Genomic DNA, 15982 nt, shown 5'->3' on the forward strand with positions numbered 1-15982 from the left:
AACTTCCCATGGCTTTCTTCACAGACCTTAACCGCCGCGGTGGCCGGGTGCGCTCCCTAGTGGCCCTGCCCGCCGTCGTACTTCTTGGCACCGCAGCGCTGTCCGCCTGCTCAGATCCCGGCGCCGCAGCTTCCGGTGCGACTGATGCGTCGACGACGGCGGCCCGCAACGGTGTTGTGTACAACACTTCCCCGGACCAGCAGCGGGTCCGGGCAGAGAAGGATGCGGCGCTCGCCGCGCAGGTGCCGGACCTGATCGGCAAGGACGGCAAGCTGACCGTGGCCACCACGGCGGGCTCCATCCCGCTGTCCTTCCACGCGACGGACGACAAAACGGCCATCGGCTCGGAACTGGACATCGCCCAGCTGGTGGCGGACAAGCTGGGACTGGAACTCGACATCCAGGTGACGTCCTGGGAAAACTGGCCGCTGAAGACCCAGTCCGGGGACTTCGAGGCCGTGTTCTCCAATGTTGGCGTCAACAAGGACCGCGTGAAGCTGTTCGACTTCGCCACGTACCGGGCGGCGTTTATGGGCTACGAGGCCAAGAAGTCCGCGACCTACGACATCAAGGGCGCGGATGACATCTCCGGCCTGAGAATTTCCGTGGGCTCGGGCACCAACCAGGAAAAGATCCTGCTGGCGTGGAATGCCGAGCTGGAAGGCAAGGGCAAGGCGCCGGCCGTCCTGCAGTACTACTCCTCGGACGCGGACACCATCCTGGCGCTCTCCTCCGGCCGGACCGACCTGAACATCGCCCCGTACCCGTCCACGGTGTACCGCGAGAACACCCGCGACGACCTGAAGATCGTGGGCAAGGTCAACGCCGGCTGGCCCTCCGAAACGCTGGTGGCCGCCACCACACTCAAGGGCAACGGCCTCGCGCCCGTGCTCTCGGAGGCGCTGAACTCCGCCATCAAGGACGGCTCGTACGCCGAAGTCCTGGAGCGCTGGGGGCTCTCCGAGGAGGCCCTGCCGGAATCCAAGACCATCAACGAGGCCAACTTCGGAGCTGGCCAGGCCGGAGCAGCCAAGTGAAGTTCCAGGTCCTGGACATCATCCCGCACCTCGAGAATCCCCTGACCGGTGAGATTGTCTCCACGGCGGACCGGCTCAACCAGGTGGTGGAAACGGCGCGCCGGGCGGAGGAACTCGGCTTCGACAGCTTCTCGGTAGGGGAGCGGCACGCCGGTGAATTCATTTCCTCCTCGCCCACCACCGTTCTGGCGGCCATCGCCGCCGTCACCGACCGGATCCGGCTGCAGAGCGGCGTCACCGTGCTCGCCGTGCTGGATCCCGTGCGGGTGGCCGAGGACTATGCGACGATCGACCAGCTGAGCCGAGGCCGGCTGGAACTGGTGATCGGCAAGGGCAACGAAGTGCTGCAGTACCCGCTTTTTGGCCTTGACCTGGCGGACCAGTGGGACCTGTTGGCCGAGAAGTACGGGCTGCTGCGGCGGCTCTGGCGCGAGGAAGGCGTTACCTGGTCCGGCCGCTTCCGCGCGCCGCTGACGGAACCGACCACCACCACGCCGCGTCCGTTTGCCGGCCCGCCCCGGATTTGGCACGGGTCTGCTACAACCCTGACGTCCGCCGCGCTGGCCGCGAAATGGGGCGACCCGCTCTTCACCGCCAACGCCATCCAGCCGCGGGAAAACTACCAGGCCCTGATCGATCACTACCGTGCAGAGTACGAGCGTCACGGACACGACCCGAAGCAGCAATACCTGGGTTCGGGCAGCGGCGCCGGCGGAGTCTTCATCGCGGACACCACCCAGGAAGCCATCCGCCAGTTCGGCCCGGTTTACGAGGCACTGACGGCCAACCGCAACGTCCCCGGGAACAACTCGCCCTTCCGCGATATCCAGCACGCCGTTGCCGAAGGTCCGGCACTGGTGGGCAGCTCCGAACAGGTGATCGACAAAATCCTGAGCTACCACTCGCTCTACGGCCACGACCTGCAGTCGATCTCCCTGCCCACCACGCTGCCGTTCGGACAGCAGCTGGACATCCTCGAACGGTTCGCTCTCGAAGTCATCCCAGCCGTCCGGGCAGCCGCCCCCACCACCCTGTGGGAGACCGAGGACCCCTACGGCAGCCGACCCGAATCCGCCGCCCTCAACGCCAACAGGAGCAATCATGCCTACGCACACTGATACTGACATCGACACGGATGCCGCGCCCTTCACTGTGTCCTTCGCCGATGCCTGGCAGGAGTGGCACACGGCCCACGAAGGGCACCGCGCCGACCCGCACGGCTTCCTGGCCGTCACCCACCTGCACTGGCTGGGTTCCGCGCCCGATGTCCTGGAGGGTGTGCCGGGAACCTGGAGCGTTAAGGACGACGCCGTCACGGTGGTTCTGTCGGGAGGCGAAAGCCTGCGCCGGGACGGCAAGGAGCTGAACCCGGGCGGTGCCGGCGGCACCGTCTCCTTCGGATCCATCGCAGAACGGGACGGAATCAACCTCACGTCGGGGGAGACCGTCGTCGAACTGGCCAAGCGCGGCGGAGAGTACATAGTCCGCCCGCGGCACCCTGAAAACGCGCTGCTGACCGCGTACAACGGAACGCCGGCCTACGAACCCGACGCGGCCTTCGCCGTCACCGGCACGTTCGTGCCGTTCGACGTGCCGCGCTCCACCACGGTGGGTGCCGCCGTCGAAGGCATCCAGCACGTTTACGAGGCGCCGGGCGAGATCCGCTTCCGCCTCGGTGGACGGGATCTCACGCTCACTGCGTTCAATGGTCACACGCCCGGCACGCTGTCTGTGCTGTTCACGGATGCCACGTCGGGCAAGACCACCTACGCCGCCAACCGCTCCCTTGCGGTCGCGGCGCCGGGCCCGGACGGGACAGTGCTCCTGGATTTCAACCGCGCGGTGAACCTGCCGTGCGCCTACACCGACCTGGCCACCTGCCCGCTGCCGCCGGCTGAGAACCGGCTGAGCGTGGCCATCGAAGCCGGCGAGCAGATCCCCTACGAACGTCAGGACCAGCAGTGAGCACAACGGAAGAGCACGCCACCGAAGCGGGACACACCGGATTCCTGGCGATCGAACTTGACGGAGCAGGGTGGGATGGCGGGGACTTCGCGAGCCTCGCCGAAGCCGTCCTCGCCGTTGAATCCGCGGGTTTCCACGCTGCCACCTTCACCGACGCGCCCGTTGCGGGGCGGACCAACGCCCTGCAGCGCGCCGCCTACGCCGGGCCGGTAACCCGGAGCATCGCCCTGGTTCCCGAAGTGGACACCGTGCACACCGAACCGTTCCACGTCTCTACCCAGCTCGCGAGCCTGGACTACGTCTCCGGCGGCCGTGCCGGGTGGATCGCAACCGCAGCGGAATCACCGGAGGCGGCAGCCGCCGTCGGGCGCAGCGACGTCACCGGCGCCGCCCTTGCACAGGAAGCCGCCGCTTCGATTGAGGTGTCCCGCCGGCTGTGGGACTCCTGGGAGGACGACGCCGTCATCCGCGACGTCGCCACCGGCCGGTACATCGACGTGGACAAGCTGCACCATGCGGACTTTGAAACACCGGCGGATTTTGCCGGGGCCGGCTACTCGGTCAAGGGCCCGTCCATCATTCCCCGGCCGTTGCAGGGGCAGCTGCCGGTGCTTGCTGCCGCGTCGCTGGTGGGCGAGGGGCAGGTTTCGGCGGACGGCGTTGACGCCGTGCTCGTCACCGCACCGACCCCCGAACTGCTCGCCGCCGAAATCAGGGATGTTCGAAGCCGTCTGGGAGCGCCGGTGGCGGTAGTCGCCGAGCTCGACGTGGTCCTGGACTCCCGCGGGCTGGCCGCCGCCGACCGCGCGGCCGGCTCCGAAAGTGGCCGAGCACGTTACGCCGGCACTGCTGCCGGCCTGGCTGACCTCCTTGAGTCCCTACTGGTGGAGGCCGACGGCGTCCGCCTCCACCCGGCGTCGCTCGCCCTGGAACTGGACGAACTTTCACGGCTGGTCCTGCCCGAACTACGGCGCCGCGGCGCATTGCGTGCCCCGGTCCCTGGCGGCACTTTCCGGGACCTGCTGGGACTTACGCGCCCGGCCAGCCGCTACACAGACTCATCCGCGGCCACTGCCGCCGGAAACTAAGGGGAAGACCAATGACACAGCACAGCGGAGCTCAATCCGACGTTTTTGTGCCGACGGGCAAGCTGCAGTTCGGCGTCTTTTTCCAGGGCGTCAACTCCGGAACCATCTGGAAGGCAGCCGAATCCGGTTCGCAGACCGACTTCGAATCGTTCCGCCGTATTGTGCAGACGGCCGAGCGGGGGCTGTTCGCCGCGTTTTTCCTGGGCGAAGGCCTCCGCCTGCGGGAACACCTCGGCAGGCCGCATGCGCTGGACGTCGTGGGCCGACCAGATGCGCAGACCATGCTCGCGGCGTTAGCTTCCGTGACCACAAACATCGGCCTGGTGGCCACCCAGAACACCACGTACAACGACCCCGCCGACCTGGCACACCGCCTCTCGTCCCTCGACCTGATTTCCCGTGGCCGTGCCGCGTGGAACATCGTGACCACGGACAACGCCTGGACCGGTGCCAACTTCCGGCGCGGGGGATACCTGGACCACGCCGACCGTTACAGGCACGCCGAAGCATTCGTGGAGACGGCCAAGCGCATTTGGGATTCCTGGGAAACTGCGGAGGGACCCGCGGGCCGGGTACTCCATGAAGGGCAGCACTACACGGTGGACGTGACTCCCCGGCTGCCTCGAAGCGCGCAGTACCGGCCCGTGCTCTTCCAGGCCGGCGACTCCCCGGAAGGACGTGACTTTGCTGCCCGCCAGGCGGACGTCATCTTCTCGGCCCACCCGAAGTTCGATGCCGCCGTCGAGTTCCGCAAGGACCTCGTGGCACGCTCGCTGAACGCGGGCCGCGGAGCCAACGCGGTACAGATCATGCCGGCCAGCGAATTCATCCTGGCACCCACGGCTGACGAGGCTGCGGCGAAGAAGGAATGGGTGCGCAGCCTGCAAATCGGTCCGCAGCAGGCCGTGGCTTACCTGGAGCAGTTCTGGGGCCGCGAGCTGTCGGCATACGATCCGGACGGGCCGCTCCCGGAGATTGATCCTGTGGTGGAGGAAACCTCCGAGACCCGCGGCAGCGGCTTCCATGGCGCCAAAGCTCGGCAGCTGGCGGACCAGTGGCGGGCAGAGGCCAAGGACAAGGGCCTCTCCATCCGCCAGTTCGTCACCTCCCGCACAGCCCGCGTGGACGCCACGTTCACAGGCTCGTACTCCGCGGTGGCGGACCAGCTGGCTGAATATGCACGGGTCGGCGCGGTGGACGGCTTCAACATCTCGCCGTGGCTGATCCCGTCCGGCCTGGATGACATCGTGAACCACCTGGTGCCGGAATTGCAGGAACGCGGCGTCTACCCGACGGAGTATCGGGGCAGCACCCTGCGTGAAAACCTGGCCCTGGCAACTCCCGTTCGTTCGGTTGAAGCGGCCCGCGCTTTATGAGCGCGGACCGCCCCGGCGGCTTGTGGCAGCGCCTGTGGGGGACGGTGCGCTGCAGCTACATTGGGGTGTTCGACGGCGGCGGCGCTGGGGACGTTGCCGCCCTCCCCGACGCTGGCCACGTGCCCGACGGTGGCGCGGTCAGGCTGCAGCTGACGGTGTGGGAACAGCCGCTGTAAGAGTTTATTGCGTGGATTCCAGAAGGAGCGCTAGGTGAAGGCGAGGCACTTGTACCGGGGTCACAGCCGCCAAAATGTGTCATTTTGAAATCTGGGACTGGCACAAAGGCGTGTTCAAAATGCGCGGAACGGACCCTATCCTGACATCCTTTTCGACCCAAGTCTGACGTCAGATTGGGGTGTAGCTGATCGTGGCAGGACATAAGGAGGGAGGTCCGTCACGAGCGGGAAACGAGGTCAGTCCGCACCCTTATCTCTGCGGAGTGGGGCCGAGACGATAGAACGGCACCGGGTCTGCTCGAGATCCGGAAGGGCATGACCTTAGTGAAGTGGTGAGGTGAACTGCAGGCAGCGAGACTGATCCCGGCGGCGCTACCGCAAGCCTTCGATCCTCTGCTCCCATGGGCGAAACTGGGCTAGTCAGGCGAGGAAAAGGCTCGGGTCTGCAGCGGTCGGCGGTGCCGGAGTGAGAGTAACTACCGTTGAGCCGCGGAGCCTGCCCATCGCCACACTCGTTCGGACAGGATGGCGAGCCGCTCAGGTCCTGCCGGAAGCCCCGACATCAATTGCCTTGTAGCCTCGTCCAGGACTTCGTCGCTCATCGGAGTTCTCATTTGTACAGCGCTTGTTTCCAGGAAGGCACGAACATCGTCGGGCTCTATGCCACTGAGTTGTTCCCATGCCACTCCCGAGTTACGAAGTTCGTTGGATTGATCATCAAAATCGAGCAAAACCAACGCCAGCGATGAGCGAGGCTCTTGCGACACGACGAGGGCGAGGCGTCGCGCAAATTCCTTCATGCGGGGGGAAACCCCTAAGGCATCTATTCCGTCGAGAACCCACACCATTGTTCGGTCGCTGGCTGTGAACTCCTGAACGACCCAAAGTGCGAGAGCGTACAGGTCGCCGTCAGGGGGCGGCACAAGCCGCCTCTCGCTGTCCATGCTGCGCGACAACATCCCCACGACAGCCAACGGCGTGATTCCGGGCGTGCTGGCAAGGTCTACGACAAATACTTCAAATAGCCCAGTCTGGCTGGCGAGATGCTCAAGCATCCGGGCCGCGAAGGTCTTGCCGCTCCCTGCAGGTCCGTTGACAACCAGCACGTTGTACAACCTGAGTTGCACCAACTCACGCAATTTTTCACGGAGACCCAAACGATCGATAACAAGAGGCGAGAAATCGCCAGAGTGAAGTTCCAAAGGCGCTGCAGATGTTACCAAGGGATGCTGCTCGTACTCGTTTCCGGTAGTGAAGACCAGTCGCTGGAGGTTGAACCCCTGGACAGTTACGTCTCCCCAGAAACCTTCCCGCTCGTGCTTCTGGCCAATTTCCCATATCCGGGCCTGTACCTCGGCCCTCGTCTCGCGTACGGCATCGTCATCCTTTGGCGCTGAACCCTCTAGTGTCTCAGCGAACTCGTGTAGGGCTTTCAGTTGGCCACGGTTCTCTGGGGGTGTTCTGAGCGCCGTCAACAATACGTCTCCGGTGGCTCGTGCCCCGCTGCGGAGGTCATCGATAGCCCAGGTAATGGTTGACAATCGGGGATGAACGGTGGGCCAATGGACGAGCATCCAGGGGGCAGGTTGCTGCGGAGACACTTCCAAGAGGCTGATTCTGCGGGAGGACGAGTGCGGGAGGGTTCCCGCTTGTGACACAGCCAGGACACCGCCTGGGTGAGAACCGGCCAGCCTCAGGACGATGTCCCGCAAGCGGACGGCAGGTTCATCGGGTGCATCATCAAAGACCAAGACGGGGTCGTCGCCTCGAGCGCTCTGTCCACTGCCGTTGACAAGCAAGAACAATGGCTTGTGCCGGCTAGCACCACTTGTGCCAAGCAGAGCATCAATTGCGGCGGTGACCGTGGCCGGGCCGGTTGGGGCGCGGATCACCCTAACATCCTCATCGACGTTCGCGCCTTCCGGTGCAACTAGCCATCGGACGATATCGTCCACTTGCTGTGACGCCCTTGAATCGGTGCCAAGGTCGAGGAGGAGGGCAGCTGCGAACATCGGTGGCCGGCTGGGCGCGACTAGCCGGAGCGTCCGCTCTACCTCCGTCTGAAATGCATCCGACGACGTTGGCGGCGGGAATTCAATTGTGAGAGACGGGTCCCCGAAATGCTGGAAGGCCAGCACCGTTTTGGACACCGTATAGCTTTCGTTCGCCATTTCGGCCCGCACTTGAGTCAGTGCGTGGGCTGTGGTCGATCCGCTGGCGACGTGCGCGTAGAACCGCTCCGCAACACGACGGGCTGCCTTTGCGTTGACAGCCCACAGCGGCGCCACAACGGCCCGGGCACCCGCTTCGAGCAGCTTCGTTGCGAGGTCGGCCGTGGAGCCGACGTTTACGAAGACGAGCGGGCCCCACCTGAGGTCGAGGCTGCCCATCGACCCACCCGCGGCGTGGATTACCTGCGGGTGACCCACCGGGCTTGTGGGGCCTTCATCTGTCGCGAAAACCGGTCGGACCGGGTAGGCCGAGGCGAGGTCTACGCCCTCCTGTTGCGCGCTTGACAGTGTCTGGCTTTCTGGTGGAGGAAGTAGAACGACGAAGTCCTCCGCCAGCAGGTGACCTTGATAGGGATTGGTCCACCACCCCGGAACTACCGTTACCGGCGACCGCCATCCAAGACTCGATTCCCACCTGGTTGATTTCTTGTCGCGAGGCAACAGGTGCCAGGGGACGCCGGTGAGGTCTGTGGTCAGGACTAGCGTCACTTCTCGTGAAGGGGTGATCTCTCGCAAATGCGGCCAGAGCCGTGGGGGTATGATCCGGCGCAACGCCAGGACGGTCTCTGTGGCCCGTTCGCTCAACTGGGTCCGGCTGCGGACACTGCCGAGTCCCTCGGCCAATCTTCGTCGGACGGTGCGGGGCGTTCCACTTCTTTCGAAGACTGTCTCTCCTCGGTCAACATACCGCCAATCCAGTACCTCATCCCCGTCGGAGAACGTCGAGGTGATGGACAGGACGAGGGGACCGCCGCTTTCCAGTGGAGTGAAATCGATATCTGGCTCGGCGCCGCTCGCACGTTCGCCCAGGTCGAGCGTAGGATGACGTCGGATCACCCCGTCGGCCCCAGCCGAGACGATGACCACGCGGTCGTCCTCCCGGATGCAGACGATTGACGTAACGTGCTCCGTGTGATCTTGAAGCCCGACCTGGAGGGTCACGCCGGAGGCTAGGTCCCACGCGATGAGGTGACCACTTGCATCTCCGCTCACGATGACGCCCCCGGAATTGGATTCGCAGGAGGCGATAGCGGTAACAGCTTGGAGGTGACCCTTGAATGCCGGTCGGACCAAGGATCCGGTCGCAGCGTCCCAGACCTCGATAGCGTTCCCGGCGCCTGTGACGAATAGTGGTCTTCCCTCGTGCTCCGTCACTGCAAGGCACGTGATGACATCACGTGCCGGCGCCTTCCAAGTGACCCGTGCTGAGAGCCCGGCCTCTGCCACTTGAAGGGCCCATACCGTCATGCCACCCTCGGAGTCCGCGCTCAGGAGGCATGGCCCGTCATCAAGTGACGCCCACACCAATGACTTGTAGGCGCTTGTCGATTGTCCGATCACACTCCCGCCCTTGGCTGATCCTGAGAGATCCCAAACCCAGAGACCACCGTCTGCGTGCCCGCTGACGACGAACGGTCGACCCTCGATCATGCCAGAACCGAGTGCCGTGATCCGCGAATCAGGTTGTGGGCCGGTCGAGAATACTGACTCAGCGAAGTCCTCTGACTTGCCACTGGCGAGGTCCTCGATGTGCGAGGAGCCGAGCGCCCACAAGAGAACGGAGCCGGAGTGTCCTGCTGTCAGGGCGATTGGGCGGTCCCGTTGGTGCGTGCAGACGATGGGACCCGCGTCAACGACATCCCAATCAGTTGGCTGAGGACCAAAGGGTCGTCGGAGAGTGAGATCCCACGCGCGGACTGTGCCGGTGTCTGTTCTGGCAACGGCGACGAGACGTCCACCTGTCACTAGGCAGTCCATTGCGCTTACAGGCGCTTTCACGTCCAGGCGCATGCTGCCATCCGGCTCCGTCCGAACCTGTTCGGCTGTCGAAGGACTGGGCGCAGCAAGTGCCTCTCGGAGGGCCGGTGCCGAGGTTTTCCGAGCGAGTCCGAGCCGTTCGACGAGTTCCAGCGGGATGGTTGTCCCGGGGAGGTCGGCAACGGCATCCCGGTCCTCTTCATACAATAGTGAGAACGGCGATCGGCCACCGATGGCCTCAAGGTAGGGTGCAACCGCGATCCAGACATCCAGTGCGTCTGGCGCTGTCACTAGATCGTGGAAATAGCGTTGGGCAACGGGGGCGAATGCGAGGCTGTCTTCCTTGAAGACTAGTGCGTCGATGGCTATGAGGTGGGCGAGGTCAGAGATGTCTGCGTCCGGGATCAGGCGCTCCATGACGATTCGCACGAGGTCCAGCGACAAGTGGACCGTGGAAAGTAGCACCCCGAGCCGCCGTGTGCGTGGGGACAGGGACGTATTGAGTAGGTCCCGGGCCGCCTCGTCGTCCGCGGGGAGGAGCCCGCCATCTGGCGGTGCGTCGCGCGGGCCCGCGACAACCGCATCGACCTCCGCGCCCACTGCTCCCGTTACAAGCCGGGCCCATGCGGCTAGGCGCCCAGGTGTTAGCGAAACGAGAGGAACGACTTCCACTGTTGATGCGGCTTCGGTGCCTGTCTCGTCTATCCACCACGGATAATCGAACTGAAGCCGCGCGCTGGGCGTCGCCGCCGCCCGCGCCGTGGCGGCGAGCTCGGCCTCCCCAAGGGTCGTAAGGTCCGCCGCTGATCCAGATAGTAACTGCAAGATCGCAGTGGGCGACCACTTACCCCACAGCTTCAGCGCCTGCCAGACTTCCGTTTCGGCCCAACGCGGCGACATGCCATCGGTGAGCACCAGCACGAGCGTCCGACCTCCGACATCGGGGTGGAGCAGACCCGTGGGCGTCGTTAGCGCGAAGCCTCCCCCGCTCGCGTCGATTGACCACCGGCCGACGTGCCGAAACGCTCCTGACCGCTCCAGTAGATCGCCGAACGCACGGCATGTGTCCTGCCATATGGTCATAGACGGGCCGGAATCGGTTATGAGCGAGACATCAAGCCACGGCTCCTCCTGTCGCCGAAGCAAGGGGACGAGCAGTTCTGTGTCGCAGTAGTGGTCCACGGTGGCCGCGAGGTCAAGCTCCCGGCGACGGGACGACCGTTGTCGGCGTATGAGCGGTCGGATAGCGCGTTCGAGTTCGCGGCGGCGCGGAAGCGCGAATCGGCGGGGGGCAACGGCGGAGAGGTCGGCAACTGCATCCCCGCTCACCTGCCCGGTCGTTAGGATCCGCCCTACGGTGGACGCCGCGCGGAGGGGTTTCGGGGCAGATGGTACTTCTGGTGATGACAAGGGTGACTGGGGTGGTGGGATCTGGTCTGGGGACGGGAAGCGCGATACGGCGTCGGGAGGGCCGGGCTCTTCCCAAGAGGATGGAACCGGTTCAGCGTTCGCCGTCGGCTTGGTCTCCGTCTCGGCGGCATGTGCTACCTGCGCGCGTATAAGCCACACGATATCGGCGAGCTCGCGCCAGTCGACGGCCAGGCCGGCCTTCCGTAGCGCGGAAGCGAGCTCAGGGATCATTGCGGGGGCGTCCTGTCGGTCACGGTGTCGCTTTTTAGTTCGCTGAGCAGAAGGTCGATGATCTTGTTGCGCTCGTCGCCTTCGGCCCGAAACGGACCTGTCACGAGATATATGGCATTTAACAGCTGGTCTGTTGCGACCTCGGAATGCTTGCGGCGTTGGATGAAGTCGAGGATCTGAACCTCGATTGCCGTTTTGCCATCTTTGAATACGGCGTCGCCGAGGTGGGCGCGGACGATCGCAGTCAGCTCTTCAAGCCCAGGATCTGGCATCCGGAGCCGGATACATCGACGGAGGAACGCCGCGGGGAAGTCCCGCTCACCGTTGCTCGTGAGCACGACGAAGGGAAATTCCGTGCACTGTACCTGTCCTCGTTCGATGCGGTAACTCGTGTCCTTTTCGTCGTGTCCGGGGATGTCGACCCATCGCTCGTTATGCCTGGCCAGCTCGGGGATCTCAAACTCGCCGCGTTCAAAAATGTTGAGGAGGTCGTTAGGCAAATCAATGTCACTCTTGTCGATCTCGTCGATTAGCAGGGCGCGCGGTCGTGACCCCGGTACCAGCGCCGTCCCGAGGGGCCCGAGTCGCAGGTACTCGGAGATCGGCGGAGGCGAGGCGTTAGGGTCCTTCTCGAGCCCCCTAGAATGCAGGCGTCCGATTGCGTCGTAGCGGTACAGAGCTTCGGTGAGCGTGGTCGACGACGTCACGTGCCATCGAAGCACGCGCCCCAGCCGTAGCTCGCGCGCGACGGAATCGATTAGCGACGACTTACCGGAGCCCGCACGACCAGTCAGCAGGAGCGGCCGGCGAAGGTGAAGCGCTGCGTTTACGGCCTCAGCCATCTCTTCGGTGGCCATGAAGGCTGAACCGGCGTCCAAGTCTGCAGGGAACCGCCGCCATGGCGGGGCCGCCGGTAGCTCCGGCTTGTGCGGGTTCGCGTGGCCCGTGTATATCTTCCACTGGCTCACTGGACCTCCTCGTTAGAGCGGGCGTTCGGATTCGGGGGCAGCCGAGCTGCATGGTCCCAGATGATGCGGAGCGAAAAGCCGGTGTCGACGGCGATGTCTCGGAGATCGTTTCGGCGCCGTTCAGGAAAGTCCTCGAGTCCCGCGTTGATGAGCTCGGTTATGCGGTCGCGAGCCGCCACCGCATCGCTCGGGTCGTCATCGGACCACAGGATGAAAGGTGCACCGGTGCGTAAGAGTTCCTCGAACTGCCCGTCGCCGTGCATCAAGGGCCGGTAATTGAGCGCCGTGCAGCAAATGTTGTCGTTGGTTCTAGCCTCCGACTTCTCGCCAGGGGACAGCCACTCCACGGCGGGCACCCCGTTGCCAGCGCGTTCTAGGACGACTTTCAAGCGATCCTTCCACCTTCTTTCATACGGTCCGCGGCGGCGCAGGTGCAGCACCACCGGCAGCGAGTTTGCCATGACCTCCTTCGTACGCCTGTCCCATACAGGAGCCTCCCAAAGCTCCGGCCGCCAAGCGAGACGGTCTGGCGTAAGGATGAAGCCGACGGAGGCAGTGTCGGGGTAGCCATCCGGGTGACGGATGTGGAAGATCTCACCCAACTCCTCAGCCACTGCACGCGCAATCTCTTCCCTGGTCGTCCCGCACGCGCGCGGGCTGGACGCCTCCCACCATCCGCGAGGGTTTTCTTCGTTCGCGACCCAGGTGTGCGTCTTGAGCTGAGGCGGCGTGTCATTGTTTTCATCCGCTTCGGTAAGGTCGAATACCACAACGATTCGCGGCGGTGTCTCACCTGGGCGGCTAGAGGCACGCACCCGGGCAACAGCGTCGGAGTCGAGTTCACTTCGGAACCACGCGTCAACGCGTTTTCCCGTCACCCACTCTAGCCTCGCGATCAGGCGGTACAGCGGGGCGTCCTCGTGGTAGCGGCGCCAAAATGAGGCAGCGTGATCGAGCGTCTGAACGAGGCCTTCCACAACGAAAATCTCGCCGTACCCCTGCCGCGTTTCTCGGTAGGCAGTGCGGAGAGTGTTAAGGTCGACGTTCTCGATTACTCGGAGAGGCGTAAGAATCCATTTCTGCCGATCATAGGTATTGCGAACGTGCTCGGCAGCGTGCAGGAGCCGGTCGATGTCGGATGCCTCTGCCCGATCTTCCATGGCACGAACAAAATCGTCGCCGCCGCCAGAGGCGAAGATGCTGCGCACACTCTGGCTCTCGCTCGTCATCAGTTCGGGTGCTCGAATAAGCGCCTGCTCGACTGCCTGCTCGACAGCCAGAAGCTGGGATGGTTGCAGTGCGAGGGATGCCGACTCGTAAACAAACTCGGCCCCGCCCTCCCCAGACACGCCGGTATAGAGACGTACGGGTCTATTGATAAACTCGTCTTTCTTTTCATGAAAGCGCCTGTGCACGTGGTCCGACAGCCGCGCGAAATCGGGTGGGAATGCGTCCGTATGGCCCTCCAGCCAAGTGAGCAGTTCCGTCGAGTAGGCGGCCCGACCCGCATCCTTGTCGAAGTCCGCATACAGCCCGATGTCAGTCGAATAGTAGAGCAATTGTTGTGGTCTACCATTCGGGAATTCGCCCCAGTCACCAGGATTCGGAAGTCGACGGCCCTCTAGTTCGTTGGCACACGCGTCGAAGAACATGACCTGATTGGGGAAACCGGCGATATCCTCCGACTTTGCGGCAAGCAGGGTCTGAAGATCGTCGATTCGGAAATTAGTAAGCTGCTCCGGATTTCGTATTGCGCCGGTTGTAAGTAAGAGGCGCTGACGGCTTGTGCTGACCCCATGACCGCACCAGTAAACCAGCAGGAGGTCGCCGCCGTTTTCCACAAGATCACTCGCGGAGGCTTTGATTCCGTCCGTGGACGTCGAGATCATCCGGACGCCCTTGGCCGCTAGCGCCATCGCACGCGAATCCTCCAGGCCCCCCACCCACGTGCAACCGAGGCAGACGCGTTCGGGTGGGACGCGGTGGTCAATCGCCCATTGTACGAATCGGACGGCGTGCAGTCCGGCGCCGGGTAAGTCCCAATCGACACCGAGGTCGCCGTACGTTTCAAGTCCGATCGCCAGCACTGAGACTCGTGCTGGATTGATGGCGGGGAGGGGAGGGAGATCCGTTGTCATGCGAGAAAGCCCGCAATTTCCGTCCATGTTGCAGGGTTGTTCCAGTACGCGCTGTGCGACTGGGGGAAGGGCTGGCCGTTGTCGACCCCTACATCTGTAACCCTGCCTGGGAAAACCTCGGCGCCAATGTATGACAGTCCGTCCCGCAGATCGTAAATGTTGAGCCACCGCGGGACGCTCTGCGGGAGCGCCTTTCCTGGCTGTACGGCGGGCAGCGCCCCGATCTCAAAAAAGTACGGGGACTGGGATCCGACCGTGATGAGACCCTCGACGTGGGAAAACTCCTCCCGCGCGAGCAAATCTACGCACATGACTCCGCCGAGGGAATGACCGAGTAGGACGACGCGCTCGTCCACAAGATCGGCGAGGGTCGCGCGAAGAAGTCCGGTGGCCGTGACTGGATCGGCTAAAAATTTCAGGATATCGCCGGCGATTGGAGACGCTTTATCAGACAGGGCTCCGCGACGCTCCACTAGCGGTCGCGTGATGAATTCGGCGGCGAGTGTTTTGACGGCGTTCTTGAGCCACCTTCCGATGCCCAACCCGTAGGCGCCCAGTTCCGAACTGAGAGCCTTCACAAGCTCGTCGCGCTGAGCACCGGGGATATCAGGCACCCCAGCGTTCTCTGCCAAAACAATTGTTTGCGCGACGATCGCGCGCCCAATTGCTTGACGATGCTCCAGCGGCTGAGCAGGAGCGGTCATTGCGGCCTTCGCTAGCTCGGGGGACGCAGCGATCTCGGCGACCCCCCGCTTAAGGTGGTCTGCCAATCGGGCGTCATGGAACCTAGCCGTGAGTTCGACGGACGGCGAGTACTTCTTTAGCTGCTTGATGAGAGCGTCTCCGGGCGGGGGACCAAACACCTCCGCTGTGGGCTTTAGGCGCAAAACCCGGAGTTCATAGCACGGATCCGAGTAAAGGATTCGCCACAGCGCGACCGCTTCCTCCTCCTCTGTCTGCTGTTCACCTCCGGTGCTCGCGAACGTCGGAATGGAGGCTCCGCCGAGCTCGAGCCGCGCGCCTGACTCCGCTCCCCAATAGCACCCCTTTACAAGTAATTTCAGCCCTAACGACGCGACCTTTTTCTCGATGAGATCCAAGGAGACCCTGTATCCTTCTTCCCGCACTCCAGTGCCGTGGACGAACAGCAGCGTCATCATCGCAGCGACCTCCTGTTGAAGTTGGCGCTCCGTCGAGTTCGCTCCAGGAGCGGCGTTGCCCTATGCGACTATGATGTGGCACTAGCACGCGCGCTACAAGGGGTGGCCGGCCGTGCTAGTCCCTGCAGGATAGTGCGTCCACGTAGGGTTGGTGGTGGGGCCCGTAAGCCACTAGTAAGATCTGGGCGTTATCCCGCAGCGTGTCCTCCCCTTCTCGTGTTCGAAACATGCAGCTATACCCTTTAGCGGTGGCAAGGGCCAACATTAGAGGACTTTTGTTGGCATGCTGGGCTTTGCCGAGAATTGATCACAAGGAGATTGGTATGGCTAGGTAGATGGATGGCCGATTCGCCGTAGAGGTGGGTCGGGGTGACACCCTGCTCTTTTTGGATATTGATCCAAACTTTGGCCCAAAACGAAATTTTTGTCACCCTTAACGACCAT

10 protein-coding genes are annotated in these 15982 nt (G+C 63.6%); 6 read left to right on the forward strand and 4 right to left on the reverse strand.

Going from position 1 to position 15982, the window contains the following annotated elements; translation table 11 throughout:
• The first annotated feature begins 8 nt into the window (after positions 1-8).
• From AU252_RS11425 to AU252_RS11450, 6 genes are read left to right on the forward strand one after another with little or no spacing between them, the layout of a single operon-like run.
• On the forward strand, positions 9-1037 hold the full coding sequence (locus tag AU252_RS11425) for a transporter substrate-binding domain-containing protein (protein ID WP_058930811.1): 1029 nt from the start codon (positions 9-11) through the stop codon (positions 1035-1037).
• Positions 1034-2155, forward strand: coding sequence for an LLM class flavin-dependent oxidoreductase (locus AU252_RS11430; protein ID WP_058930812.1), 1122 nt, complete (start codon positions 1034-1036; stop codon positions 2153-2155). The genes AU252_RS11425 and AU252_RS11430 overlap by 4 nt, the downstream gene beginning before the upstream one ends.
• Positions 2139-3002: a DUF1684 domain-containing protein gene (locus AU252_RS11435; protein ID WP_058930813.1), complete on the forward strand. Its 864-nt coding sequence runs from the start codon at positions 2139-2141 to the stop codon at positions 3000-3002. The genes AU252_RS11430 and AU252_RS11435 overlap by 17 nt, the downstream gene beginning before the upstream one ends.
• Positions 2999-4090, forward strand: a complete 1092-nt coding sequence (locus AU252_RS11440; protein WP_058930814.1) for an LLM class flavin-dependent oxidoreductase — start codon at positions 2999-3001, stop codon at positions 4088-4090. The genes AU252_RS11435 and AU252_RS11440 overlap by 4 nt, the downstream gene beginning before the upstream one ends.
• Before the next feature lie 11 nt (positions 4091-4101).
• Positions 4102-5466: an NtaA/DmoA family FMN-dependent monooxygenase gene (locus AU252_RS11445; RefSeq protein ID WP_058930815.1), complete on the forward strand. Its 1365-nt coding sequence runs from the start codon at positions 4102-4104 to the stop codon at positions 5464-5466.
• Positions 5463-5642 (forward strand): hypothetical protein, encoded by a 180-nt coding sequence (locus AU252_RS11450; RefSeq protein WP_058930816.1) that lies wholly within the window; start codon positions 5463-5465, stop codon positions 5640-5642. The genes AU252_RS11445 and AU252_RS11450 overlap by 4 nt, the downstream gene beginning before the upstream one ends.
• 476 nt (positions 5643-6118) lie before the next feature.
• Here AU252_RS11450 and AU252_RS11455 read toward each other — a convergent pair whose 3' ends face one another.
• From AU252_RS11455 to AU252_RS11470, 4 genes are read right to left on the reverse strand one after another with little or no spacing between them, the layout of a single operon-like run.
• On the reverse strand, positions 6119-11272 hold the full coding sequence (locus AU252_RS11455) for an SAV_2336 N-terminal domain-related protein (protein WP_058930817.1): 5154 nt from the start codon (positions 11270-11272) through the stop codon (positions 6119-6121).
• Entirely contained in the window at positions 11269-12240 is a 972-nt protein-coding gene (locus AU252_RS11460; RefSeq protein WP_058930818.1) for an AAA family ATPase, read from the reverse strand. The genes AU252_RS11455 and AU252_RS11460 overlap by 4 nt, the downstream gene beginning before the upstream one ends.
• On the reverse strand, positions 12237-14378 hold the full coding sequence (locus AU252_RS11465) for a caspase family protein (RefSeq protein WP_058930819.1): 2142 nt from the start codon (positions 14376-14378) through the stop codon (positions 12237-12239). The genes AU252_RS11460 and AU252_RS11465 overlap by 4 nt, the downstream gene beginning before the upstream one ends.
• Positions 14375-15538 (reverse strand): hypothetical protein, encoded by a 1164-nt coding sequence (locus AU252_RS11470; protein WP_058930820.1) that lies wholly within the window; start codon positions 15536-15538, stop codon positions 14375-14377. Before AU252_RS11470 ends, AU252_RS11465 begins: the two co-directional genes overlap by 4 nt.
• Between the last annotated feature and the right edge of the window lie 444 nt (positions 15539-15982).

Source organism: Pseudarthrobacter sulfonivorans (genome assembly GCF_001484605.1).
GTDB lineage: Bacteria > Actinomycetota > Actinomycetes > Actinomycetales > Micrococcaceae > Arthrobacter > Arthrobacter sulfonivorans_A.

What these genes read in the sequence shown, in the direction of transcription:
- AU252_RS11445 (WP_058930815.1), top strand. Translation starts at nt 4,102, where the DNA reads ATGACACAGCACAGCGGAGCTCAATCCGACGTTTTTGTGCCGACGGGC.
- AU252_RS11465 (WP_058930819.1), bottom strand. Translation starts at nt 14,378, where the DNA reads ATGACAACGGATCTCCCTCCCCTCCCCGCCATCAATCCAGCACGAGTC.
- AU252_RS11455 (WP_058930817.1), bottom strand. Translation starts at nt 11,272, where the DNA reads ATGATCCCTGAGCTCGCTTCCGCGCTACGGAAGGCCGGCCTGGCCGTC.
- AU252_RS11470 (WP_058930820.1), bottom strand. Translation starts at nt 15,538, where the DNA reads ATGATGACGCTGCTGTTCGTCCACGGCACTGGAGTGCGGGAAGAAGGA.
- AU252_RS11435 (WP_058930813.1), top strand. Translation starts at nt 2,139, where the DNA reads ATGCCTACGCACACTGATACTGACATCGACACGGATGCCGCGCCCTTC.
- AU252_RS11425 (WP_058930811.1), top strand. Translation starts at nt 9, where the DNA reads ATGGCTTTCTTCACAGACCTTAACCGCCGCGGTGGCCGGGTGCGCTCC.
- AU252_RS11450 (WP_058930816.1), top strand. Translation starts at nt 5,463, where the DNA reads ATGAGCGCGGACCGCCCCGGCGGCTTGTGGCAGCGCCTGTGGGGGACG.